The organism is Amycolatopsis antarctica (genome assembly GCF_002262875.1).
GTDB lineage: Bacteria > Actinomycetota > Actinomycetes > Mycobacteriales > Pseudonocardiaceae > Amycolatopsis > Amycolatopsis antarctica.
Genome location: NZ_NKYE01000005.1, coordinates 203910 through 227817, shown reverse-complemented (window position 1 = coordinate 227817; position 23908 = coordinate 203910). Strand labels below are relative to the sequence as shown.

Genomic DNA, 23908 nt, shown 5'->3' with positions numbered 1-23908 from the left:
GTACGCGCTGATGGCGGACGGTCTGCGCAAGCGATACGGCGATCGGGTGGCGCTCGCGGGCGTGGACCTGACGGTGCCCCCGGGCACGGTGCACGGCCTGCTCGGGCCCAACGGGGCGGGCAAGACGACGGCGGTCCGAATCCTCACCACCCTGCTCCGGCCGGACGCCGGGCGAGCCGAGGTGGCCGGGCACGACGTCGTCCACGACGCCACCCGGGTCCGCCGCAGCATCGGCCTCGTCGGGCAGTACGCCGCCGTGGACGAGGTGCTCAGCGGCAGGCAGAACCTCGAGATGTTCGGCAGGCTGCACCACCTCGGCACCCGCGCCGCCCGAATGCGCGCGGGCGAGCTGCTGGAACGGTTCGGGCTCGACGACGCCGCGACGCTCGCCGTCGGCAGGTACTCCGGCGGCATGCGCAGGCGACTGGACCTGGCGGCGAGCCTGATTCTCGCGCCGAGGGTGCTGTTCCTCGACGAGCCGACCACCGGCCTCGACCCGCGCAGCCGCGGCGAGGTGTGGGCGGCGGTCCGCGCGCTCGTCGCCGACGGCACGACCGTGCTGCTGACGACGCAGTACCTGGAGGAGGCCGACCAGCTCGCCGACCGGATCTCGGTGATCGACCACGGGCGCGTGATCGCCGACGGCACCCCGGACGTGCTGAAGTCCCGCCTCGGCGGTGACCGCATCGACGTCGTGCTGCACGGATCGGCCGAACTTCCGGAGACGGCCGCGCTACTGGCCGGGGTGACCGGCACTGAGGTGGACACCGACGGCGAGGCGCTGCGCATCAGCGCACCGGTGGCGGACCGGGTGCGGGCACTGACGGAGGTGACGGTGGCGCTGCGCGATTCCGGCATCGCGGCCGCCGACGTCACGGTACGCAGGCCGACCCTCGACGAGGTGTTCCTGCGGCTCACCGAGCGGACCGGATCGGAGGCGGCGTGACGACGGCGGCACTTCCCGGCGGACGCCTGCGCTGGGCGTTCGCGGACGGCTGGACGGTGACCCGGCGGTTTCTGATTCACCTGGTCAGGCAGCCCGCGCAGGTGGCGGTGCTGGTGGCGTTCCCGATCCTGATGGTGCTGATGTTCGGCTACCTGGTCGGGGGCGCGATCGGGGTCCCGGGCGGTGGGGACTACATCGAGTTCCTGATGCCCGGCATGTTCACCATGACGATGTTGTTCGGCGTCTCGTCGACGATGCTGGCCGTGCGCACCGACGCGGCGAACGGTGTGACGGACCGTTTCCGCTCCATGCCGATGTCGCCCTCGGCGGTACTGGTCGGCCGGTGCGCGGCGGACATGTTCGGCTCGACGCTGGCGCTGGCGTCGATCACCGTCTGCGGCCTGATCGCCGGCTGGCAGTCACGGGCGGGCATCGGGGCGACGCTGCTGGCGTTCGCGTTGCTGCTGCTGTTGCGCTTCGCCCTGCTGTGGATCGGCATCCACCTCGGCCTGATGCTGCGGAGCAACGGCGCGATCAGCGCGGTGCAGACACTGGAGTTCCCGATCGGGTTCCTCTCGGCGATCTTCGTCGCGCCCAGCACGATGCCGGGCTGGCTCGGGGTGGCCGCCGAGTGGAACCCGCTGTCCGCCACGGCCACGGCCGCCCGCGAGCTCTTCGGCAACGCGGGCTGGGGATCGGATTCGTGGATCGCGTCGAACTCGGTGCTGATGGCGATCGTCTGGCCGTTGCTGATCGTCGCGGTGTTCTTTCCCCTGGCCGTGCGCCGTTACCGCGGCCTCGGCCGCTGACCGGATCGTGAGGAGACACATGGAAACCGAACCGACGCCGCCGCGCTGGCTCAAGCCGTTGAACAAGGTCATGGTGGCCGGGCAACGGGCCGGGCTGGGTATGGGCGGGCTGGACGTACTGACGCTGCCGGGCAGGCGCAGCGGAAAACCGCGCCGGACGCCGTTGTCGGTGATGACGCACGAGGGCGAGCGGTACGTGCTCGGCGGCTTCCCGAACGCCGACTGGGTACGCAACGCCCGCGCGGCCGACGGGCTCGGGACCCTGTCCCGCGGCCGGAAGCACGAGCGGGTACGGCTGATGGAGCTCTCCGCCGAGCAGGCGCGGCCATTCCTGCGGCTGTTCCCGATCGAGGTGCCCACCGGGGTCCCGATCATGAAGGACGCGGGACTGGTGGCCGAGGGCACGCCGGACGAGTACGAGGCGCTCGCCGGACGTTGCGCCGTCTTCCGCATCGACCCGGCCTGACCGCGTCACCACCGCCCGGGACCAGCGACGAGAGGAGAATGCGCAGGTGCTCGACGATCGTGCGGTGACGTTCCGCCCGGCCGATCCGCCCCGGGCGGGCGCGGTGCTGGTCTTGCACACCGGGGACGGTGAGCCGCTGGAAGTCGCCGTGCCGCAACGGCGAACGGTGACCGCCACCCACCTGACGGTCGCCGACGCGATCGGGCCGCTCGCCGCGACCGGACGCGACGCGCACCCGGCCGCGGCGTTCTGGGGCGCGGCGACCCGCTTCGCCCTGCGCTTCCTCGCTCGCGGCCTGCTGGTTCCCGGCCTGACCCCCGGTGGCGTCGACGTGTGGCGGCCGGGGCCCTTCGACGCGGACGACGCCGAAGCGATCCGCGCGCTCGCCGCTGCCATGCCGCCGGAGGCACGCGCCGTGCCGTTGCCCGGCGACGGCCCGCCGCGGTTGCACGACGCCCACACACTGCTGCGGGCCTACCTCGACGCCGTGACGGACGCGTTCCCGCGCAGCCCGGCCGCCGCCCTCGCGACCGGACAGAAACCTTACGCCGCAACGGAATCACAGCGCGTACCGGAGCTGCGCGACTGGGCGGCCGAGGTCGGTGGCGGACTCGACGCGGGCGTCGGTGTCTCGCTTCGGATGGAGATCTCCCCGGCGGGCACCGAGCACCGTGCCGTGGTGCAGGTACACAGCCTCGCCGATCCGACGCTGGTGCTCGACGCCCGCGATCTGTGGGCGGACGCGGGGCCGGGCTTCGGCCCCGCCGAACGGATCGAGTCGATGCTGGCCCTGCGGCGGGCGGCGCGCTCGTGGCCACCGCTGGAACGGTTGCTGCACAACGCCGTTCCCGATGTGCTGGAGGTGGACGACGCCGACCTGGCCGACCTGCTCGGCGGCGGTGCCGTGCGCCTGGCCACCGCGGGCGTGCGGGTGCACTGGCCGAAGGAGATGCTGCGCGAGCTCACCGCGAAAGCCGTGCTGCGTGCGGGTGACGCGGCCCGGTCCGACATTCCCGGCCTGCTCGGCACCGACGGCCTGCTGGAGTTCGACTGGCAGCTCGCGCTCGCCGGGGATCCGCTGACGGCCGAGGAGATGGACCGGCTCGCCGAGGCGCACCGGCCCGTGGTGCGGCTGCGCGATCGCTGGGTGCTCGTCGAGCCGGAACTGGCGGCACGGGCACGGGAACGTTCGCTCGAACCACTCTCCCCGGCCGACGCGCTCGGGGCGGCGCTGACCGGTTCGGCCGAGATCGGCGGGAAACGGGTCGAGGTGGCGGCGAGTGGCTGGCTGGACGATCTGCGCGCCCGTATCACCGATCCGGAGTCCGGCCACGAGGACATTCCCGCCCCGGCCGGTCTGGATGCCACGCTGCGCGATTACCAGTTGCGCGGATTCCGCTGGCTGGCGGGCATGACGTCACTCGGGCTGGGCGCCTGCCTTGCCGACGACATGGGGCTGGGCAAGACCGTCACGTTGATCGCGCTGCACCTCCAACGGGGTGGTGGGCCGACGCTGGTCGTCTGCCCGGCGTCGCTGCTGGGCAACTGGGAACGCGAGATCCGCCGATTCGCCCCGGGCACAGCCGTGCGCCGTTTCCACGGCACGGCAAGAAATCTGGACGATGTGACGGACGGTTTCGTGCTCACCACGTACGGCACTATGCGACTGGATGCCGCCCGGCTCGACGGCGTCACCTGGAACCTGCTGGTGGCCGACGAGGCGCAGCACGTGAAGAATCCGGGGTCCGGTACGGCGAAAGCGTTGCGTGCCATCGGTTCCGGTGCCCGTGTCGCACTGACGGGGACGCCGGTGGAGAACAACCTCTCCGAGCTGTGGGCGATTCTGGACTGGACGACGCCCGGTCTGCTCGGCAAGCTGTCGCGGTTCCGGACGCGGTGGGCGACGCCGATCGAGACCGGTGACCGGGACAGCGCCGATCGACTGGCCCGGCTCGTGCGGCCTTTCCTGTTGCGGCGTAAGAAATCCGACCCCGGTATCGCCCCGGAGCTGCCACCGAAGACGGAGACCGACCGGCCGGTGGGCCTGACCGGTGAGCAGGCCGGACTGTACGAGGCGGTGGTGCGCGAGGCGATGGCGGAGATCCGGTCCCGCGAGGGCATGGCGCGGATGGGTTCCGTCGTCAAGCTGCTGACCTCGCTCAAGCAGATCTGCAACCATCCCGCGCAGTACCTGAAGGAAACCGGAGATCCGCGCCTGCCGGGACGTTCCGGCAAGCTGGAACTGCTCGACGAACTACTCGACACGATCCTCACCGAGGACGGTTCGGTGCTGGTGTTCACCCAGTACGTCGCGATGGCGCGGCTACTGGAACGCCACCTCGCCGGCCGCGGCGTTCCGGCGCTGTTCCTGCACGGCGGCACCCCCGTGCCGAAGCGGGAGGAACTGGTGCGCCGCTTCCAGAACGGCGAGGTTCCGGTGTTCCTGTTGTCACTCAAGGCCGCCGGGACGGGCCTGAACCTGACCCGCGCCGACCACGTCGTCCACTTCGACCGCTGGTGGAACCCGGCCGTCGAGGAACAGGCCACCGACCGTGCCTATCGGATCGGCCAGAACAGGCCGGTCCAAGTGCACCGGCTGATCGCCGAGGGCACCATCGAGGACCGGATCGCGGCGATGCTACGCACCAAACGCGATCTCGCCGAGGCGGTGCTGGGCTCCGGTGAGACGGCGCTGACCGAACTGTCCGATGCGGAACTGGCCGAGCTGGTGGAACTGAGAGGGAACCGATGAGCGACACGGCCCGCGGCTTCCCCGCGTTCGGCCCGGTCAAGCGCGGTCGCGGCCGCTTCGCCCGGAGCTGGTGGGGCGAGGAGTGGATCTCCGCGATGGAGGACGTCGCGTTGCATCCCACCTCGCTGGCGAAGGGCCGCCGCTACGCCCGCAACGCCCACGTCGGCTCCATCACCGTCAGTCCCGGCCTGCTGTCGGCGACGGTGTTCGACGACGCCGGCGGGCAGCACCACACCCGGGTGCACGTCGAGCGGCTCGGCGAGACGCAGTGGGAACGCTTCCTCGACCAGGTCGCCGCCACCGCGGGGCACATCGCCGCGCTGCTGGACCGCGACATGCCGCACGACCTGGTGACCGCCGCCGACGACGCCGGGGTGCCGCTGCTGCCCGGTTTCGGTGACCTGGAACAGGAATGCTCGTGCGGCGACTGGGGCCAGCCGTGCAGGCACGCGGCCGCGCTGAGCTACCAGGCCGCGTGGTTGCTCGACGCCGATCCGTTCCTGCTGCTGCTCCTGCGCGGACGCGGGGAACGCGAACTGACCGGTGAACTCCAGCGGCGTAACGCCGTGCTTCCCGAAGTGCCGCAGGGGATCGACGCGGCGGAGGCGTTCGCGGCGGAGGTGGCGCCGCTGCCCGCGGAACCGGATACGGTGGGTGAACCCGCGTTGCCACCGCGTTTCCCGGCCGCCCCGGGGATCGATCCGGCGATGCTCGCGCTGCTGGTCACCGACACGGCCGCGCGCGCCCGTACGCTCCCGCGGGTTCCGGTGCCCGCACTCGACGTCCGGCTCGACGCCGTCCGGCTGGCGGCGGCGTATCCGGAGCTGGAAGCGAACCTGTTGCACGGCAGCGTTTCCCCACGCGCGGTGCGGGCGTGGCGATACGGTGGCGCGGCGTTCGTCGAGGTGCTCGACGAGCCGTGGAGCCCGCCCGCGCACGTGTTCGCGCGCGCCCGGGCCGGGCTGGCCGAGACCTGGGACGCGGCGGAACCGCCGGCCTTCGAGGTCTGGCGCAATCGTTGGACCAGTGAGGACATCGGCATGCAGTTGCGCTACGGGCGGGACGGACGCTGGTATCCGCTGTGCCGCTGCGAGGGCGATTGGTGGCCCGCGGGTGCGCCGGCCCGCGAGCCCGTCGACGCGCTCAGCGGGGCGAGCGGGACCGCCGGGCGATCCTGACCAGGACGACCGCGAGCGCGAGCAGGACCAGCACCAGGGCGACCGCCGCGTCCGGTATCCCGGCGACCGCGTCCCGCACCGCCGACTGCGCCGCGAACTGACCGTCCACACCGGACAGTCCGCCCAGCGCCGCCGTACCGTCCGTGGTCAGGAACAGCACGCCGATACCTACGAACAGCAGGCCGGACACCAGGTTCGTGGTGTGCACGCGCAGACGACCCGCGCTGAGTTCCCTTCCGCGCAACCAGGAGCGCTCGCCGAGTGCGTACCGGTCCCAGAGCAGGGCGAGCACGAACAACGGCAGCGCCATGCCGAGCGCGTACGCCACCATCAGCGCGCCGCCGTAGACGGGGCTGCCGCCCGCGGCCGACGCCGTCAGCACGCTGCCCAGCAGCGGACCGGCGCAGAAGCCGGCCAGACCGTAGACCGCGCCGAGGGCGAACACGGAGGCCTGCCGGACCCGGGTGCTCAGCCCGCCGTCCAGCCGGAAACCCTTGCCGAACAGGGAGAACACGCCGAACCCGAGCAGCAGCAGCCCGGCGCCGAGCGTGACGGCGTCGCGGTGCACGGTGAGCAGGCCGCCCAGCGCCCCCGCACCGGCTCCGATCGGCACCAGCACCGCCGCCAGCCCGGCGAGGAAGAGCGCGGTCCGCGCCGCGAGGGTGGTGACCGAGGTGAAGGCGTAGGCGAAGAACGAGGGCAGCAACAGGGCCGAACACGGGCTCAGCAGGGAGAGCAGCCCACCGAGGAACGCACCGAGCAGGCCCGCCTCGATCATCGCGGGCCGCCGGCCGCCTTGTCGATCATCGCGGTGAACGCCTCCAGCGGTTGCGCGCCGACCATGGCGTGACCGTTGATGACGAAGGCGGGCGTGCTCGGCACGCCGTACTTGACGCCCTCGTTCAGGTCCTCCTGGATGGCGAGGTCGTGTGTGGTCCCGTCGAGTTCGGCCTGGAACCGCCGCATGTCCGGCACCGCCGCCTGCTCGGCGAACGCGACCAGTCGATCGCGGGCCAGTTCCGGATGCCCGCGGTCGGGCGAGGCGGCGTAGACGGCGCGGCTGAACTCCCAGAAGCGCCCCTGCGCGGCCGCGGCGCGACCGGCCCTGGCCGCCGCCGTCGACTCGTCGCCGAACATCGGATAGTCGCGCCACTCCATCCGGAGCACGCCGGTGTCGACATAGCGCTTCACGAGTTCGGGCTCGGTCTCCCGGCTGAACTTCGCGCAGAACACGCAGCCGAAGTCGGCGTACATCACCAGGGTGACCGGGGCGCGCGTCGGGCCGACGGCGTAGGGGTCGCCGGGAATCCGGCGGGCCGGGGCCTGCTGCGCGTTGGCCTCGTCGGTCCCGGCCAGCGGGGCCGCGGAGCCGGAGGTGCGCCCGCCGAACGGCCCCGCGACAAGCAGGGAGACCAGGCCGGTGGCGGCGAGGACGAGCACGGCGATCAGCGCGATCTCGCGCCTGCCTGCGCCGGTGTGACGTGCGATCTTCACGGTGCTCCTCCGTTCGGGCGGAGCCATATTAGAAGACCGGACCGACACCGAGCCGAACACAGTGGGCAGTCCCACCTTCCCCCGAACAGGTTCCACTACTCGCCCATACGGCGGAACGGCAAACGATAACCGCTGGTAGATGCCGACCCCGCAAAGACGGAGAGCAGCGCCCACTCTGGCCATACCCCCCGTATGGGTGGTATGTAACACACTATCGCCCAATCCGGGCGTTGACCTCGACCAATCTCGAGCTTGCAGGATGGCCAGATGAGCGTGCATGTCGGAGCCCTGTTGCCCATCAACGCCGCGCGGGGTGGTGGGCGCATCGCGGACGTCCGGCAGGCCGCCCGGCACGGTGAGGCGGTCGGGCTGGACGGCGTCTGGTGCGGGGACCACCTGACCTCGCCCTCGCCGATCATGGACAGCACCGTCGCACTGGCCGCGGCCGCGGCGGTCACCGAGCGGATCGCGATCGGCTACTCGGTGCTGTTGCTCGCCCTGCGCCAGCAGGCCTGGGCGGCCAAGCAGCTCGCCTCCCTGCAGTACCTTTCCGGCGGACGGCTGCGGCTCGGCGTCGGGATCGGCGGTGTCGGCACGCCGAACGAGTGGGAGGCCGCCGGGATTCCGAGCGGCACGAGGGCGGCCCGAACCGACGCGATGCTGGCCGCGCTGCCGGACCTGTTCACCGGCGAACCCGCCCCGCTCACCGCCGAGGACGGCCGGCCGACCGTGACGATCGGACCGGCCGCGGAGATGCCGGAGGTGTGGATCGGCGGAACCTCGGAGGCGGCACTGCGGCGCACCGTGGCGTACGGCCAGGGCTGGCTCGCCGCGCTGCGCACTCCGGATCAGCTCGCGGAGGGGGCGGCGAAGCTGGCGGCGATCGCCGGGGAGAAGGGCTCGGCCGTGCCGAAGATCGGGACGATGGTGTTCGCGTCCGTCACCGACTCGCCGTCGCCCGACTCGGCCGTGATGCGCGCACTGACCGGTGGTTACGGGCTGCCCGAGGAACTCGCCGCGCAGGTGGCCGTGAACGGCTCCGCCGAACAGCTCGCCGAACGTTTCGCCGAGTACGTGGACGCGGGCGCGAGCACCCTGTTGGTGGTGCCCTTCGGCGAGGACACCCTCGTCCAGTACGACCACATCGCGCATGCCAGGGAGTTGCTGCACGGCTGAGCCGGCATCCGGTGGCGGCTCTCAGGAGGCCGTCCTGGACGACGGCGGCACGAACAGGTGTTCGGCGGTGACGACCAGGAACTCCCACACGCCCGGCATCAACAGGACGGCCAGCACGACGAAGAACGGGAACACCACGAGGTTCTCCACCTTCTTGCCGGTCCGGAAGCGCAGGAACGACGGCGGCCGGATCTCGTACCAGGTCTCCCCGGCGATCGGCAGGGGAAACAGGAACGGGCATCCGGATTCGGTCAGCGCGTCACCGAGACAGTGGGTGAAACACCCGACGGCGACCGCGATGCCGAGGTGGCCGGACACCGCGGCCAGTTCGGCCAGGGGGTCGGGTCCGGCCTCGTACACCCACCACACGACCGCGCCACCCCCGACGGGCAGCACCCAGTCGCCGAGTGCGTCCTCGGCCAGCAGCAGCCCGAACAGCACCACGCCCGCGACCGCCCACGGGCCGCCCTTCGCCGTACCCAGTGCCGTCAGCCCGCCGAGCGCCAGCGCGAACAGGATCGTGTGCGACAGGTGTCGGTGGGTGCCCTTGCCGCGCTCGTCCCTCGGGCCCTTGGTGAGCTGGTAGAAGGAGCCGGAAGCCTTGCGCAGCAACCAGGACAGCCCACCGGTGACCGGGCCGAGCAGCTTCGAGGCGCGCGCCCCCGGATGGTCGAGGTCGGGCAGCAGGGCGAACCCGGCGGTGGTCGCGGCGAACACCAGCGACTGCTCGACCGATCCGGTGCCGATCACGGTGGCCACGCCGAGTCCCGCGCACCAGCCCGTCAGCGCGTGCGAGCGACCCATCATCGGCAGTACCTCCCCCACGTCGGCGTTCGCGGGAGTCGATCTTGCCGGGTGGTACCGACAGTCCAGTCCCGTACGCCGTGCGAGCGTGTGGGAGAGCGGTGCTATACGTGTGACGTTCCGTTGCCGCGTAAGGGTTTCCGGTCGCGGCGGGTCAGCTCCGGTGTAGCCCGCGCAAGGTCGCGGCGAGGGCGGACGGAGTGGCGGGCGCGATGTTCAGCCGCGCCCCGGCACCGGTGCCTGAGGTGTGGTTCAGGTACCGGCCCCAGTCGGTGTCGACGTAGTGGAGCGGATCGACCGTCTGGCTGCGCCGGCCCACTTCGTCACGGGTGGCGGCGTAGAGCTCGCCGCTGCCGTGGACGGGGCGCTGCACGACCTTGACGACCTCGGCCAGATGCCGCGACAGCCTGCGATCGACAGCACGCCGGCCGTCGCCCGCGTCCCGCAGTTCCTCGAGCGAAACGGACCACGGGGTGCCACCGCCGGGAACGACCTCCGGCAGCTCCGCGACGAGTGCCTCGGCCAGCAGGTCGCGGTTGACCGCCGTGAGGCGCACCCGGTCGCCGGAACGGATCGCGAGCACACCTTCGAGACCACGGGCCGCAGCCAGGGCACCCCGGGTCTCACCGTCGACGGTGTACCAGCCGTAGCACTCGGCGTTCGGCATGGTCAGCACCGGCAGCCAGTCGAGGAAGTCGACGTCGAGGCGGCCACGTCCGTCGAGCAGTCCGGCCGCGACCAGCGCCTCCTGGGCGGTTCGGGCGGCCGCCTCCCGGTCGTTGTCGCTGAGCCACATCGCTTCGGGCCGGAGCACCATGTGCAGTTCACCGGCGCCCTCCCGCTCGGCGATCGTGGCCAGGGCGGCGAGCGGGAGGTCGATCGGCTCGTTCACGCCGGCGGCTGGTTCTCGCCGATCACCGGGGCGGTCGCACGCTCGTCGCTGCCGAAGATCGCGTCCGGGTCGGCTTCGATGAGGAAGTCGGGACGCCGGTGCTCCTCGTCCTCCTCGCCACCCCTGCCGCGACCGCCCGCGCCCATCGGACCCATGCCCGCACCGGCACCTCGGGCACCCGCCGCGCCGGCACCGCCACGGGCGGCAGCCGCTTCGGCGGCCGAGCCTCCCGCGCCGGGCATGCCGACGCCGCTGCCCTTGCCCGCGCCGAGTGCTCCGCCACCACGTCCGGCTTCGGCCGCGGTGCCGCCACCCTTGCCGAGGGCTCCTTCGCCGCCGCCGACCCGTCCGGCGGAACCAGCCCTGCCGCTGTTGCCGCTGTTGCCGTCGAGCCCGCGGATGCGGTCACCCGCACGACCCGCGCCGGGTCGGCCGTCCGCGCCGCGTGCCGGGTTCGCGTTGCCGGGGCGGGCCGGACGGTTCGACTCGGAACCGGGACGGCCGATGGGCGCGCCGCCGACGAGGCCACCGGGCGCCGCGCCGGACCCGCCGCCGGCGTTGCCGCCACCACCTCGGCCGGGCGCCACGGGAGCGGGTCCACCGCCGGGTGCCAGATGCCCGGCACCGGAGACCGTGCCGGGGGCGGGCGTACCGCCGGAGGAGCCGGACGGGCCGTTGAGCGTCGGCGCACCGGAGACGGCGGAGGGGCCGACACCGCTCGCGGACGTCCGGTCGTTCACCGCGCCCGGGCCGTTGACCTCGGGCGTGCCGGACACGCCGATACCGGTACCCACCGTCCCGGAGGGCGTGGTGAGAGTTACGGCGCTGCCGTCGGATTCCATCAGGCCGTACGAGGTCGGCACGTTGCCGTTGGCGCTGCTGGCGGAGGAGTAGCCGTTCATGACGTCGACGTTGCGCTGGGCGGCGGCGTTGTGCGCGGCCACGCCCTCCTGGTACGAGCGCACGTCGTCGGTCGCCATGAAGGGGCCCGCGATGGGAATGAGGGCCTTCGCGCCGGTCGCCCACGGGTTGGGTGCGTCCGGCGCGGCCGGGACCTCGACGACCTCGGTGTTCGCCCGGTGGAAGGCACCGGACTGCTCGGCGTTGGACTCCGCCGTCTGGTCGAGCATGATCGCGGACTCTTCGAGGGCGGGCATCAGCGGACCGGCCCCCGTCGCCGCCGCCGAACCGGCGTCGCCCGTCCATGCCCCCTGCATGCTCTCCTGCAACCCCGCGATGGAGGCCGCCCGCTGCCCGTACTGCGAGGAAAGTCGCGCCACCTGCATGGCAACGTCCTCGATGCTCGCGGCGTCGCCTTCCCTGAAGTTGTGGAAGATCTGCTCGCCGTTCATCGATCCCGCCATCTCAGGATCCCCCCTTCAACGTACGGACCGCGGCAGCGGCGATCGACGCAGCTCCGTCTTCGGCTTGTTTCTGTTTTCCCCGGCCAAACGGGCCGATGCTCACCGAAATGGTCAAGTCATCGGCTACGCCGATGTACAAAGTTGTCTTTCCGCGCTCTCTCATGTCAAGACCGTCAGCGAACGCGGCTGGATACCCTTCAACATCTGTTGGATCCAGATAAACATACTGACCGGTGACGAAATGAGATTGATAGACACCCGCCAGCCCGCCGGTTCCTCGTTTCACGTTCTCGGTCTGGATATTGACACTCAAGGTGCCGGCGTTGTCCGACTCCATCCATCCGCACCCCGGCCCCGCCAGTCGCGCCACCTCATCGTCTTCCGGCAGCCGGGGCTCCGGTCGACTGAAACCAAGTTTCCCTGGCTCTCCTCCGGGCACAAGCAGGCATGGGTCCTCCAGGTAGGACGACACGTCCAGCGGGGTGGACACATCTGGAACAGCATAGTTCTGCGGACCCGTAGGTGCCGGAAGAGCCGTGCCACTCTCGGTGTCAGCACATGATGAGACCGCCGCTACGCAAGCTACCGCGACAGCCAATCCTGCGGCTCGACTGAAACTCACGCTTCGAACGCTTTCATAAAGCTTCCTGCCGATTCCGCGTTCGATGCGTCAGCATTTTCCGTCGCACCTTTGGCGTCTTTCAGCTTCGCGATGTAATCGTTCACATAGTCGAGCATCGACATGTTCGAGTCATACAGTGAACTGAGTCCATCGCTCACCGAACGAGTGAAACCGGTGCTCGCCTGGTCCTCGGCTGGAGGCTGCATCACGCCCAACATGGCGTCAATCGCCTGCTGGTCAGCCAGGAACTCATCGCGGAGGGACTCCCACCGGGCGATGACGCCGTCGATCTCCTCCGGCTTGAACTCGTAGCCCCCACCCCCACCGGCAGCGGCGGCGACACCGGCACCGAGAGCGGTACCGCCGTAGACCTGCCGCACCTTGTCAGCAGTACCGAGCCATGCGTCCTGACTTCCCACCTGCCCGTTCCCCTCACATCCGCGTAACCGGTCGCAAGCCCGAGGGTAACCGATCACCACAGGTCGAGTGGACGCTTCGAGCAAACCCGCGCACGCTTCGCGGCCGGACGGGCCGGTCAGGTGACCGTGACGACGAGCTTGCCGCGCAGGTGGCCCTCTTCGCTGGCACGCTGGGCGTCGGCGACGCGCTCCAGCGGGAAGGTGCGGTCGATCGGCAGGCGCAGCTCGCCCCGTTCCATCCGGGGCAGCACCTCGCCGAAGACCGTGCTCAGCGCCTCGACCTCGCCCCAGGACGAGAAGTGCACCCCGTGCGCCGCGGCGTCGCCGTCGGCGATGGTGATGACCTTCTCCGGGCTGCCGGTCAGCGCAACCGACAGGCCCAGCACACCCCGGCCGGAACCGTCGAGCACCGCGTCGACGCCGTCGGGAGCGACGGCGCGGACTCGTGCCTCGATACCGGGCTCGTAGGTCACCGGGACGACGCCGAGTTCCCGGAGGAAGTCGTGGTGCCCCTCGCCCGCGGTCCCGACCACGTTCGCACCCCAGGCCCTCGCGAGCTGGGCGGCGATCAGGCCGACACCACCGGCCACGGCGTGGATCAGCAGTGTCTGACCGGCGCGGACGCCGAGAAGCCGCAAGGTGCGGTACGCGGTCTCGGCCGCCATCGGCAGCGCGGCGGCGTCGATGAACGACAGCCAATCGGGCTTGGCCACGAGATCGGCGGAACCGGCCAGCACATGGGTGGCCGCCGAGCCCGGTGCCAGGCCGAAGACTGCCTGACCGACGGCCCAGTCCCCGGCGTCCGGGCCGACGGCGTCGACGACGCCCGCGAATTCGCTACCGGTCCCGGCAGGCTCCGCCAGTGCCTCCTCCGCCAGTGCCTCCTCCGCGAACGCGCCGCTGCGGATCTTCCAGTCGATCGCGTTGACGCCGCTGGCGTGCACCGCGACCCGGACCTGACCGTTCCCGGGTTCCGGCGTGCGAACCTCGACGAGTTCCAGCACCTCGGGCCCTCCGTGACGGGCATAGCGGACGGCCTTGGTCATGCAGCTCTTCCTTTCGGTTCGCCCGGCCGGCCCGGGGACCGGGGACTGCGTCATCCGACCGTATCGCGCGATTGGATCGCGGCACGGCCGTCTGCAGGCACATTCGACCACGCCGGAGGTCAGCCAAGGCGCCGCCCGCGTCACCGGCGGTGAGCGTCATCGGCGGACCGGCGAGAACACGCCCCTCGCACCCGGCGAAGAACCGATACGTCCACAGTGGACGCACAGTCCGCGCGAGGGAGCAATCGCCCGATCCGGTCCTCGACAGACCGCCCTCGGCGACGTATGGCGCCCACCCGTGATCGGACGCGGAAACCATTGCCCGACAGGGGAGTCTTACGCACAGCGCTCGGCCCGTTCACTCGATGTCGCGGGATGTCGCTCGGGCGGACGTTGCCCCGCCACTGCGGCGAATGCGACTGTCGATGACCAGGAGACCACGCCCCGTCACCAGTCGGTTCAAGGGAGTAGCGCGCACATGCAGGCCTTCACACTGCCCGACTTCTACATGCCGTATCCGGCCAGGATCAATTTGAATCTGGAGCGCACCCGCGAGCACAGCGCCGCCTGGGCCCGGGAGATGGGCATGCTGGACGCCGCAAAGCCCGGGGGCGGTGTCGTCTGGGACGAGGCGGCGCTCGCGAAAATGGACTACCCGCTGATGTGCGCCTACACCCACCCGGATGGCGATGGCACGACACTGGATCTGATCACCGACTGGTACGTCTGGGTGTTCTTCTTCGACGACCACTTCCTGGAGCAGTTCAAGTACTCGCGTGATCTCACCGGCGCGAAGACCTACCTCGACCGGTTGGAACGGTTCATGACCGCGACCGGCGAAACACCCCCGACGCCGGAGAACCCGGCCGAGGCCGGGTTGAAGGATCTGTGGGAACGCACCGTTCCGGCGATGTCGGAGGGATGGCGGCGACGATTCGTGACCAGCACCCACAACCTGATGGTGGAATCCATGTGGGAACTGGACAACATCGACCGGGGACGGATCTCCAATCCGATCGAGTACATCCAGATGCGCAGGCGGGTTGGTGGGGCCCCGTGGTCGGCGAACCTCGTCGAGTACGCGGTCGGCGCAGAGATCCCGGACCGGTTCGCCGCGACCCGCGCGATGCGCGTCCTCTCCGACACCTTCTCCGACGCCGTGCACCTGCGCAACGACCTGTTCTCGTACCAGCGCGAGGTCGAGGAGGAAGGGGAGAACTCGAATGCGGTATTGGTGTTCGAACGTTTCCTGGACTGCTCGACGCAGGAATCGGCCGAACTGGTCAACGCACTGCTGACCTCCAGGCTGCACCAGTTCGAGAACACCGCGCTGGTCGAGGTACCCGCGCTGCTGGCCGACAACGCGGCGCCCCCGCAGGAACTCGGGGCGATCGCCGCATACGTGAAGGGCCTGCAGGACTGGCAGACCGGCGGGCACGAATGGCATGCCCGGTCCAGTCGCTACATGAACGAGGGCGCTGCGAAGGACGAACGCAGGGCGCTGGGCGGTCCGACCGGTCTCGGCACGGCGGGCACCCGGATCGCACCGGACCCCTTCGCGTTGCGGCAACGAGCCGCGCGGCATTCCCACCGGCCGTTCCACGCGGTCGGGCACCTGCCGTTGCCGGAGCTGTACATGCCGTTCGCGATCCGGACGAGCCCGCACCTCGACGCGGCACGGGAGTACGCCGTCGGCTGGGCCCGTCGGATGGGCATGTTCGACTCTGTTCCCGGCGTCGAGGCGGGTGGCATCTGGGACGAGCGCCGGTTCATCGGCTTCGACTTCGCCCACTGCGCCGCCATGATCCACGCGGATGCCGCCCAGGAGCAGCTCAACCTGTCCTCGGACTGGCTGGCCTGGGGCACTTACGGCGACGACTACTTCCCGCTCGCGTTCGGCGCCGCCCGCAATCTTCCCGCGGCGAAAGCCTGCAACGAAAGGCTTTCGACGTTCATGCCGCTCGACGCCGGAATCACCCCGGAGCCGATGAACCCGATCGAACGCGGGCTCGCGGACCTCTGGCGGCGCACCGCGGGCCCGATGACCGACTCCGCGCGCAGGCAGTTCCGCAAGGCCGTCGAGGACATGACCTCGAGCTGGGTGTGGGAACTGGAGAACCAGGCGCAGCACCGAATTCCCGATCCGGTCGACTACGTCGAGATGCGCCGCAGGACGTTCGGTTCGGACATGACGATGAGCCTGGCACGGCTGGCACATTCCGAGATCGTCGACGCCGACCTGTACCAGCACCGCGTGCTGCACGAACTGGACACCGCGGCGCAGGACTACGCCTGTTTCACCAACGACCTCTACTCGTACCAGAAGGAGATCGAGTTCGAGGGCGAGGTACACAACATCGTGCTCGTCGTGGAGAACTTCCTCGACGTCGACCGGTTGACCGCACGCGACATCGTCGCCCGGCTGATGCGGGCACGGATGGAGGAGTTCGAGCACATCGTGGCGCACGACCTGCCCGCGATGTTCGAGGAACTCGGGTTGGAGGACTCCGTCCGGCAGGTGCTGACCCGGCACGCCGAGGACCTCAAGGAGTGGATGTCCGGAATCCTGGAATGGCACCGCAAATGCGTGCGATACACCGATGCCGAGCTGCGGCGCGGCCGGACGGTCGAGGTGCCGCGCGAACTGTCGTTCCTGCCGACCGGTCTCGGCACGTCCGCGGCACGCCTCGGCGCCCGCTGACACCCTCCCGCGTGGGGGGCACGTCCTGACCGGCGTGCCCCCCACGCAGTCTCGTACCCCGCTAAGCAAAAGAATGCGGATCCCTCCCCTGTCGCCACTCACGTAGCCGCGACGTCGAGGAGAGGGATCTCCCATACGGGATCTCACCAGTTGGTTGCCGGTGGAAGTCAGCAGGATTGTAGTCATCGTGGCCGGTGCGACCGGCGCGCGTGGTGGCTCATCGGCGATCGGTCGTCCCAGGGGCCGACCGGTACCACCCGGGACACAGCCTGGAGCCGTCTGTCGTCTCGGCTGTCGTGGAGCGGATCGCGGGCATCGTCTCCTGTGGCCGCGCGGCGCGGGTTCGACGGGGCCTGGAACGGCCCGCTGATCAGGGTGATCCTCAGCGTGCTCCTGCTCGGGGCGATCGGCCGGGCGCTGACCGCGAGCGGCATCGGTGCGTCGTTCGGCCCGGCCATCGCGTACTCGCTAGTCAGCCTGCTGCTGATTCTCCTGACGGCGGCGACCACTGTCTACGCGAATGGCGGCTGCGCCCCTCACGTGTCTGAACCCGATGCAACCATTCTAATGCCCGGATCATCTTGATGATTGAACGCCGCACGACCGCGACTGGGTGGCTGTGCGGAAACCGACCCGCGAGCAGAGTTGGCCGGAGTCGCCGAAGTGCGACCAGTCAGCCGCTGCCGCCAAACCCTGCATTGGAATGGAATTCGCGCAGCACCCACGTCGGTACATACGTCGCCAAAGCGCGACCGTCCAGCCTTAGGTTTCAGTAACGAGGGTGTGATCCCGTGCGTCACATCCAAAGCATGCCGTGAAGGACACCGGCCTACCCCACCACCACTTGTAACCGCTGCCTCGGGAGCCCGCCTCATGGCGCGGACACCGTCACCAACACCGAACCAGCGGCTGATTGTCAAGCAAGAGCTTGTTCAAGATCACTCCACAGGTCTTCGACGTGCTCCAGCCCGACCGCGATCCGCAGCGTGCCAGGCTTGATTCCGGCCGCGTCAAGAGCATTCTCATCCATCCCGCTGTGCGAAATGCTGGCAGGATGCAGCACCGTGGTACTCACGCCCCCGAGTGACGGCGCCAACGCTGCCACTCGAATCCGCTTGGTGAAATCGTGGCTAGCCTGCATTCCGCCGCGCAGGTCGAATGCGAAGACACCGCCGAAATCAGACAACAACTCAGTTGCAATCTCGTGACTGCGATGGTCCGGCAGACCCGGCCAATGCACCTCGCACACCTTCGGATGTACGGCAAGGCGCTCAGCGATCGTTCTGGCGTTCTCACAGTGCACTCGCATTCGTACTGGCAAGGTCTGTAGGCCGCGAATACTCAGCCAGGCCGCAAACGGATCTGCTGAAGCACCCAACTCGGCTCCAAAAGACCATATTTTCTCGGCGACGGTCCCATCGTCGACAACCACGATTCCGCCGACCACATCCGCATGACCGCCGATGTACTTCGTCGTCGAGTGGACCACCACGTCCGCTCCGTGCCGGAGGGGTTGACAGAGAACTGGGGACGCGAACGTATTGTCGACCACCGTGATCAGATTTTGCGCCCGCGCAGCCGCGGCGAAACTCGGCAGATCACACACGTGTCCCATCGGGTTCGCGATGGTTTCCAGATATAATATCTTAGTTGTCGCGCGACACGCCTTCTCTACTTCGCGCGGATCTTCGGCGTCTATATACGTTACCTCGATACCCCAGCGCTCAGTCAAATCCGCCAGAAGTGAGAAGACGCCACCATATAGACCGCGCTGCGCGATGACGTGATCACCGGTACGCAACAATGACAACAGGACAGCGCTGATGGCACCCATGCCGGACGCGGTAGCCATTGCCGAGGAGCCGGACTCCATCTTGGCTATGGTGTCCTCGAAGGCTTTGGTCGTCGGATTACCGAACCGGCTGTAAGTGAACGCGCCACCCGTCTTGGCCCACGCATTCGAAAACTCACCGAGATCATCGAAGGTGAACAGGGACGTCTGATAGAGGGGAACCGCGGCCGGAATGCTGCCCACCGGTGGCGTCGCGGTGATGTGCACCGCACGGGTCTGGACGTGAACATCCTCTGCATATTCCGTCATTGCTCTGTGTCGCTTTCTTCTCGAATCAACGACCGGAGATCAACTCTGGTACAGCCTCGGACGCCTGATCCTGTTTCGTCAGTACCGTCCGCTTGTGTGGATCACCGTCGAGAATCACGTCCAACATCCCCCCGCCGTCGGTCGAACCGGACTTCGGCCGCAACGAACTGCGATGGAGGGTGCGAAGTTGTTCGAGCGAGAGGCCGGTCATGTCGTACAGCCGCCCTGACAACCGGTCGTCGTCGCCGTTCTCGAGTACCGCGCGGATCTCCGGCACACGGTCTGCCAGGTCCGGGTGTTCCGACTCGATGTAGGCCGCGAGTCCTGCCCCACCGGCGGCGAACGGCGAGTAGACCATGCTGACCAGTTGGGGCTCAGTGAGACCGAAGGTGTCCATGGCGTACTCGTCCATCGCGGCACGCATAAGGTCCGGCGCATCAGGCCCCTCATAGCGCCGCCGCATTACCTCGATCAGTCTTTCTGGAATCTCTTTGCTGCGCATCAGAGAGATTGCGAACCGCACGTACTCCGCCAACCCTTCGGCGTACTCCTGCCCGTAAAGACGCTCACATCGCAAGGCGCGCAGATGTGCCATCAGAGCCGGATTAGCGCAGTCCGATTCGGTGAAATTGAACGCGAGGTCGTCGAAGACGAAGCCGAGATAGTTCGTCAGCAGATCCCAGTGGTCGCCCGACGCATAGGCGGTATCCGAGTAGATGGTGAAAAAACCCAGTCGGCCGGGGACGTCTGTCGTCACGGCCCGCTTGTCTATCTCGTCATGTGCGTCCTTCCCGTGAATTTCGGTGAAATAACTGAGCCCGATATCATTGATCACTGAAAGAAAGCCACCGAAACCTTCGGATCTCTCGTCACGGCGGGGAATCTTCGTGCCCAGCTTGTGGGCAAGTCGCAAGATCCACATGTAGTAGGATCTTTGCTCCTGCGGCGAATCACCGGTGACGATCATGTCGACCCCGCCTTCATAGGCAGCGGCGAGACCAAACGAATTGACCACGCTGAGGTTGCAGGCATTGCAGAAAGTCGGCCTTCCGTCACCAAACGTGCGATGACCGGCCATCAGTATGTCGGTTCGGTTGAGTTCCACAACAGCCGGGCTCTGCGGCCGGTCGACATCGAACGTGTTGATCTCGTTGCCGTCCACGAGAAGCATGTGGCATTGGGGGTCGTCGTACAGACGCAGAGCGCGGTAAGAGCGGTCGACGTTGGCCATCACGGCGTAGGGCATTCCGGCATGTCGATTGGTCACGACTCGCATCGTGAAGGTCGTTCCGTGCTCTCGGTAGAGCAGAAGCTGAATCGCACGTACGAAGGCGAGCATGTACGCACTGTCCTTGCCGCCACCGTAGGCGACCAGCACGGTCTTCCCCGCGATGTCCGGCTCATCGCCGAGCTCTTCACGCATCCTTTCTGCGCATTGCCGGACCCCGCGGAAATTCTCCGCAGAAAGCACCTCGAACAGCTCGTCGAGTGTCGTCTCCCGGAGTGCTTTCGTGCTGCCGATAGTGGTGCTCATCGCAGTTCCTCTACAGGGTCGGTTTCGGTGTGTGCGGCTGGCCGGAGATCACGAGGGTCCAGCAGATCCTCGTGCCCCAGCAGGCCGAGCTCGTACTTGCCGAGGGCGCTCAGGATCATCCGTAACTCAAGGCCAATACTGTCCGCCAGTCGCTCTAGTCCGTGTTCGAAGTCCGTCGCGGCGGCGACAAGCGCTGCCCGACCAAGCCCAGCGGCGCCGGCACCGAGGGCGAGACTCTTCGCGACCCTGGCGCCCTCCCAGAAACGTCCGCTGACGAGCAGACACGTCGACCGCGCGAGTGGAGGCCCGATGCGGCGCAGGCATTCGGCAAGCGGCAAGCCGACATGAGTGAGGAATGCCTTGGGCGCCCACCCTGTCCCTCCTTCGGCGCCGTCTACCGTGACCGCGTCGACCCCCGCCGAAACTGCGGTACGGACGGCCGGGTGGATATCGCGCCCTGGAGGAAGCTTGACCCACGTCCGCGCCTTGGGGTAGTTGTTGCGCATCAGTCGAATCTGCTGACGCAGAACCTCGGCAGTGAATGTTCCGGGACTGCTGTGCCGGAGCCACCGGTCGCCACCGTCCCCGGCCGGGGTATCGAGTGTGTAGCGATCCCGCAGTTCCGAGGCCTCCGCGCCGTCGAGCAGCGTCATTCCACCGAGGCCCGGTTTTGCACCCTGCCCGACCTTGAGTTCGAAAGCCAGCCGCCCGGACTCAAGGAGGGACCGCGTCGCGGAGTCGGAGTAGATCAGGTTCCACACCTCGGCATCGGCGTCCTCGGTACTCTGCTGCACCACGATGCCGCCGAGCCCGGCGGGCAGCGCATCGACGTAGGTCCGTATCCGTTCGAGCATCGAGGACTGCGCACTGCCGGCCCTGCCGTAACCGTGGACCGGGACGACGTTCTCACCGATGACCATCGGCAATCCGAGCCTGCCCGCCTGTGCGCTCACCGCGATGCCCAGGTCTCGGCCTGCGATCCGGGTCGAACCGAACGCAGAGACATACAGCGGCATCGGCGCGACGAACCCGCCTATCGCGGTATTGAGAGAGACATCGTGGTAGGTCGGCTCCCGGCCGAGTTCGATCAACTTTTCCATCCGGTGCGGCATGAAGATCGGCGGCAACAGCCGCATCGCTTCCAGCGGATCAGCCTCGGCGCCGGCGGGCGTGGCCCCGAATAGCGTCGTGCCGTAGGAGCCTGCGTCCGGGAACACCGCGGCGCGGCCGTGCCGTGCTCGCGCTCGCACTTCGTCTGCCGGAAACCCGGGGGCCTCGAACGAGATGCTCATGGCGATACGACTCCCGGAATCTTCGGGAACGCACTGGTCTGCCACACCGAATCGACACCTGTCACATACCGGGTGAGCCGCTCGACCCCGATGCCGAATCCAGCGCTGCCCGGCATTCCCTCCCGGACCATCTCCAGGTACCAGCGATACTTCGCGGGGTTCTCTCCGGTTTCCCTCATTCGCGCGACGATCCTGCCGTACTCGAACTCGCGCTCGCCTCCACTGGAGATCTCGCCATAGCCCTCGGGGACGATCAGGTCGAAGTTGCGCAGGACCCCGGGAGTCGACGTGCTTTCACGATCGTAGAAGCCGCGTGATCCCTTGGGGTAGTCCGTGATGAAAAATGGTTGTTGCGCCCGCTCTGACGCGATGCGCTCACCCTCCCAGTCGATCTCCGCGTCCGGGCTCTGATCGTGGCCGATCTCGCGCAGGCTCGCAACGATGTCCGTGTGCGATCGCCGGACGTAAGCGCCGTTGCCGAGTTCCTTGAGCGCGCCGATATCCCGCCCGAGTTGCTCGAGCTCTTGGGGGTGTTCCTCGATGACGGACGCCACCATGTGCTGCAGGACCCCCTCGGCCACAGTCATCGCCTCATCCCGCGACGCGTGGGCGATCTCGACATCGAGTTGGTGGAACTCCGCGAGGTGCCGCTGGGTCGAGGTCGTCTCCAGTGGCTCCAGCCGAACATTCGGGGCCACGCAGAACACCCGGTCGAAGCCGGACAGTGCCGCCTGCTTGTAGAGAATGCCACTGGTCATCAGCTTGTATCGGTGCCCGTAGAAGTCGACATCGACCTGCTTGGCGCCCCGCGCGCCGGGATCGGTCACGGGGCCAATGATCGGGGGAAGTAGTTCCATGAAGCCCTCGTCGGCGGTCAGGAACTGTCGTGCCGCCCTCAGCAGTCCTTGTTGGATCCGGAGGACGGCTCGAGTCCTAGGTGACCTGAGGTGTTCGACGGGTGACGGCAACTGCGGAATCGGCGATGGTTCGCTCATCCTTGTCATCCTGCTTCCAGATCGGCAGTCGGTAGTTCGTCGTCCTCGAGCAGGTCGCCGTCGAACTTGCGGACCACGTAAGACAGCGCGGACAACAGCCCGGAGGAACCGAGTTCGGGGTGCTCGACATCGTCCAGCGCATGGGCGATCGGCAGTGAACCGATCTCCGCCCAGACGAGGCGCCCGTCACGAGCTATCCGAGATCGGGTACGCCGCGCGTTGTCGGGGTGCAAGCAGTACGGGACATCGAGGTAGCCGAGCTCGAAGGCACGGCACAAAGCCACACCCAGATCGGCGTCAAGATCCAGCACTGCTTGCACAATGGCCCATGCCTGCTCGTAGATACCAGTATCCGACGGGGCACCGATGATCATCGATCGGCGGCTTCGGCGCGCCACCGCGGCCGCATACTCCAATGCGCTGACGTTCTCCTGCACCGTCGGGATCCGGTACGACTCGGCCACGGTCTTGACGATCAGCCGCGCGGCGCCGGTCCGTACCGCGAGATCGGCGGCCTCGGCAAGCAGCGCGTTGGCTCCCCGGCTCGTGCTCGGGTATACCCCCATGTAGGTGTACAGAACGACATGCCAGTCGTGGTCTCCCAGCAGCTCACCGGCCAGCCTGTGCAGGCTCAGGATGGCCTCTTCGTCTTGGCCAGCATGCGTCTGCTGGGCGTAGCTGAGCGAGACGCTCCTGATCCCGTGCTGACGGAAGAACATGCCCTCGAGCAGGCTGATCGCGACCAGCAGACTCGGTGGGCAGAGCTGTCCGAGCATGCAACCGCCGAACGTCTCCAGATGGGGTTCGACGCCGAACTCCGGTAGTTCGGCAAGCAACCGGCAGCACGCGGCCCAGTTGGCCACCGAATCACTCAACGGGGTCCTGCTGTACGGGAGGCAGTACGAGACCGGTCCGCCTTCGGTGGCATCGATTCCTGCCCTCATCAGGGCAGAGAAAATATCTTGGGGAGCCGCCGAGCCATGCCTCACCTGCACGGGAAAATCGCCGTCACAAACACCGTCGAGCATGGCCCGGGTCAGTTCGGGGCCGTGCGAGACGATCGGGAACCCGTTGAGGTCGATACCCTCGTCGAGCGCCCGGCGCGCTGACCCGAGATCGCCGGTACGGGTGTAGCTGTCCAGCGTTATAGTGCCCACCGACCTCGCGGCCGCCGCCCTCGTCGCCCGAAGCCCGGCTCTCATTCGCCCCGGGTCGTGCATGCCCATCCGGGGCTGGACAACCAGTTCACCCTCGGCCTGAGCGCGGGCGACAAAACCTGCGAATCCCGTCGCAAATCCGCTCGACGGCAACGATTCC

At 68.4% G+C, this 23908-nt stretch carries 21 protein-coding genes; 8 read left to right on the top strand and 13 right to left on the bottom strand.

Features of this window, described 5'->3' with window-relative positions:
- The first annotated feature begins 10 nt into the window (after positions 1-10).
- Genes CFN78_RS10655 through CFN78_RS10635 form a run of 5 tightly spaced genes read left to right on the top strand, consistent with a single transcriptional unit; the run spans position 11 to position 6151 of the window.
- The gene (locus CFN78_RS10655) at positions 11-946 is read left to right on the top strand and encodes an ATP-binding cassette domain-containing protein (protein ID WP_094862561.1); all 936 of its coding nucleotides are present in this window, start codon (positions 11-13) and stop codon (positions 944-946) included.
- Positions 943-1755, top strand: coding sequence for an ABC transporter permease (locus CFN78_RS10650; RefSeq protein ID WP_240519377.1), 813 nt, complete (start codon positions 943-945; stop codon positions 1753-1755). Before CFN78_RS10655 ends, CFN78_RS10650 begins: the two co-directional genes overlap by 4 nt.
- A 19-nt stretch (positions 1756-1774) precedes the next feature.
- Complete coding sequence (locus CFN78_RS10645; RefSeq protein WP_094862560.1) at positions 1775-2221, top strand: nitroreductase/quinone reductase family protein; 447 nt, start codon at positions 1775-1777, stop codon at positions 2219-2221.
- Between the two features lie 46 nt (positions 2222-2267).
- On the top strand, positions 2268-4973 hold the full coding sequence (locus CFN78_RS10640) for a DEAD/DEAH box helicase (protein ID WP_094862559.1): 2706 nt from the start codon (positions 2268-2270) through the stop codon (positions 4971-4973).
- Positions 4970-6151 (top strand): SWIM zinc finger family protein, encoded by a 1182-nt coding sequence (locus CFN78_RS10635; protein WP_094862558.1) that lies wholly within the window; start codon positions 4970-4972, stop codon positions 6149-6151. The genes CFN78_RS10640 and CFN78_RS10635 overlap by 4 nt, the downstream gene beginning before the upstream one ends.
- On the opposite strand, the gene CFN78_RS10630 is transcribed toward CFN78_RS10635, so the two are convergent.
- Both CFN78_RS10630 and CFN78_RS10625 read right to left on the bottom strand, forming a co-directional pair.
- Positions 6117-6929 (bottom strand): cytochrome c biogenesis CcdA family protein, encoded by an 813-nt coding sequence (locus CFN78_RS10630; RefSeq protein ID WP_094862557.1) that lies wholly within the window; start codon positions 6927-6929, stop codon positions 6117-6119. The two genes, CFN78_RS10635 and CFN78_RS10630, sit on opposite strands and share 35 nt — an antisense overlap.
- Positions 6926-7645: a DsbA family protein gene (locus CFN78_RS10625; RefSeq protein WP_240519376.1), complete on the bottom strand. Its 720-nt coding sequence runs from the start codon at positions 7643-7645 to the stop codon at positions 6926-6928. Before CFN78_RS10625 ends, CFN78_RS10630 begins: the two co-directional genes overlap by 4 nt.
- 267 nt (positions 7646-7912) lie before the next feature.
- Here CFN78_RS10625 and CFN78_RS10620 point away from each other — a divergent pair, with 267 nt between their 5' ends.
- Positions 7913-8821, top strand: a complete 909-nt coding sequence (locus CFN78_RS10620; protein ID WP_094862555.1) for an LLM class flavin-dependent oxidoreductase — start codon at positions 7913-7915, stop codon at positions 8819-8821.
- Between the two features lie 21 nt (positions 8822-8842).
- On the opposite strand, the gene CFN78_RS10615 is transcribed toward CFN78_RS10620, so the two are convergent.
- The 6 genes from CFN78_RS10615 to CFN78_RS10590 all read right to left on the bottom strand — a co-directional run bounded on the left by CFN78_RS10615 (position 8843) and on the right by CFN78_RS10590 (position 13968).
- Positions 8843-9628, bottom strand: a complete 786-nt coding sequence (locus CFN78_RS10615; protein WP_205660483.1) for a metal-dependent hydrolase — start codon at positions 9626-9628, stop codon at positions 8843-8845.
- Positions 9629-9779: 151 nt separating this feature from the next.
- Positions 9780-10517 (bottom strand): ESX secretion-associated protein EspG, encoded by a 738-nt coding sequence (locus tag CFN78_RS10610; protein WP_240519375.1) that lies wholly within the window; start codon positions 10515-10517, stop codon positions 9780-9782.
- Positions 10514-11881 carry a hypothetical protein gene (locus CFN78_RS10605; protein ID WP_094862554.1) on the bottom strand — a complete coding sequence of 456 codons (1368 nt, stop codon included), beginning with the start codon at positions 11879-11881 and terminating at the stop codon, positions 10514-10516. Before CFN78_RS10605 ends, CFN78_RS10610 begins: the two co-directional genes overlap by 4 nt.
- Position 11882: 1 nt before the next feature.
- Positions 11883-12503 carry a DUF3558 family protein gene (locus tag CFN78_RS10600; RefSeq protein WP_165777514.1) on the bottom strand — a complete coding sequence of 207 codons (621 nt, stop codon included), beginning with the start codon at positions 12501-12503 and terminating at the stop codon, positions 11883-11885.
- The gene (locus CFN78_RS10595; protein ID WP_133116321.1) at positions 12500-12922 is read right to left on the bottom strand and encodes a hypothetical protein; all 423 of its coding nucleotides are present in this window, start codon (positions 12920-12922) and stop codon (positions 12500-12502) included. The genes CFN78_RS10600 and CFN78_RS10595 overlap by 4 nt, the downstream gene beginning before the upstream one ends.
- Before the next feature lie 116 nt (positions 12923-13038).
- Complete coding sequence (locus tag CFN78_RS10590; protein ID WP_094862551.1) at positions 13039-13968, bottom strand: NADP-dependent oxidoreductase; 930 nt, start codon at positions 13966-13968, stop codon at positions 13039-13041.
- 478 nt (positions 13969-14446) lie between these two features.
- Between CFN78_RS10590 and CFN78_RS10585 the strand changes: the two genes are divergently transcribed.
- Together CFN78_RS10585 and CFN78_RS10580 are read left to right on the top strand one after the other, a co-directional pair.
- Positions 14447-16669 (top strand): terpene synthase family protein, encoded by a 2223-nt coding sequence (locus tag CFN78_RS10585; protein WP_094862550.1) that lies wholly within the window; start codon positions 14447-14449, stop codon positions 16667-16669.
- A 324-nt stretch (positions 16670-16993) separates the two neighbouring features.
- Positions 16994-17254, top strand: coding sequence for a hypothetical protein (locus CFN78_RS10580; protein WP_094862549.1), 261 nt, complete (start codon positions 16994-16996; stop codon positions 17252-17254).
- Positions 17255-17585: 331 nt separating this feature from the next.
- Here the strand turns inward: CFN78_RS10580 and CFN78_RS10575 are convergent, their stop codons facing one another.
- Genes CFN78_RS10575 through CFN78_RS10555 form a run of 5 tightly spaced genes read right to left on the bottom strand, consistent with a single transcriptional unit; the run spans position 17586 to position 23901 of the window.
- Positions 17586-18770 (bottom strand): trans-sulfuration enzyme family protein, encoded by a 1185-nt coding sequence (locus tag CFN78_RS10575; RefSeq protein ID WP_094862548.1) that lies wholly within the window; start codon positions 18768-18770, stop codon positions 17586-17588.
- A gap of 25 nt (positions 18771-18795) precedes the next feature.
- Positions 18796-20304 (bottom strand): hypothetical protein, encoded by a 1509-nt coding sequence (locus tag CFN78_RS10570; RefSeq protein ID WP_205660482.1) that lies wholly within the window; start codon positions 20302-20304, stop codon positions 18796-18798.
- Positions 20301-21596 carry a glutamate synthase-related protein gene (locus CFN78_RS10565; protein WP_094862547.1) on the bottom strand — a complete coding sequence of 432 codons (1296 nt, stop codon included), beginning with the start codon at positions 21594-21596 and terminating at the stop codon, positions 20301-20303. The genes CFN78_RS10570 and CFN78_RS10565 overlap by 4 nt, the downstream gene beginning before the upstream one ends.
- Complete coding sequence (locus tag CFN78_RS10560; protein WP_240519374.1) at positions 21593-22591, bottom strand: asparagine synthetase A; 999 nt, start codon at positions 22589-22591, stop codon at positions 21593-21595. The genes CFN78_RS10565 and CFN78_RS10560 overlap by 4 nt, the downstream gene beginning before the upstream one ends.
- 5 nt (positions 22592-22596) lie before the next feature.
- Positions 22597-23901 (bottom strand): methylaspartate mutase, encoded by a 1305-nt coding sequence (locus tag CFN78_RS10555; protein WP_165777524.1) that lies wholly within the window; start codon positions 23899-23901, stop codon positions 22597-22599.
- Positions 23902-23908 lie beyond the last annotated feature (7 nt).

Excerpts from the sequence above, each read along its gene's own strand:
- CFN78_RS10630 (WP_094862557.1), bottom strand. The coding sequence starts at position 6,929 with ATGATCGAGGCGGGCCTGCTCGGTGCGTTCCTCGGTGGGCTGCTCTCC.
- CFN78_RS10635 (WP_094862558.1), top strand. The coding sequence starts at position 4,970 with ATGAGCGACACGGCCCGCGGCTTCCCCGCGTTCGGCCCGGTCAAGCGC.
- CFN78_RS10585 (WP_094862550.1), top strand. The coding sequence starts at position 14,447 with ATGCAGGCCTTCACACTGCCCGACTTCTACATGCCGTATCCGGCCAGG.
- CFN78_RS10645 (WP_094862560.1), top strand. The coding sequence starts at position 1,775 with ATGGAAACCGAACCGACGCCGCCGCGCTGGCTCAAGCCGTTGAACAAG.
- CFN78_RS10615 (WP_205660483.1), bottom strand. The coding sequence starts at position 9,628 with ATGATGGGTCGCTCGCACGCGCTGACGGGCTGGTGCGCGGGACTCGGC.
- CFN78_RS10590 (WP_094862551.1), bottom strand. The coding sequence starts at position 13,968 with ATGACCAAGGCCGTCCGCTATGCCCGTCACGGAGGGCCCGAGGTGCTG.
- CFN78_RS10605 (WP_094862554.1), bottom strand. The coding sequence starts at position 11,881 with ATGGCGGGATCGATGAACGGCGAGCAGATCTTCCACAACTTCAGGGAA.
- CFN78_RS10620 (WP_094862555.1), top strand. The coding sequence starts at position 7,913 with ATGAGCGTGCATGTCGGAGCCCTGTTGCCCATCAACGCCGCGCGGGGT.
- CFN78_RS10565 (WP_094862547.1), bottom strand. The coding sequence starts at position 21,596 with ATGAGCATCTCGTTCGAGGCCCCCGGGTTTCCGGCAGACGAAGTGCGA.
- CFN78_RS10575 (WP_094862548.1), bottom strand. The coding sequence starts at position 18,770 with ATGACGGAATATGCAGAGGATGTTCACGTCCAGACCCGTGCGGTGCAC.
- CFN78_RS10655 (WP_094862561.1), top strand. The coding sequence starts at position 11 with ATGGCGGACGGTCTGCGCAAGCGATACGGCGATCGGGTGGCGCTCGCG.
- CFN78_RS10570 (WP_205660482.1), bottom strand. The coding sequence starts at position 20,304 with ATGAGCACCACTATCGGCAGCACGAAAGCACTCCGGGAGACGACACTC.
- CFN78_RS10560 (WP_240519374.1), bottom strand. The coding sequence starts at position 22,591 with ATGAGCGAACCATCGCCGATTCCGCAGTTGCCGTCACCCGTCGAACAC.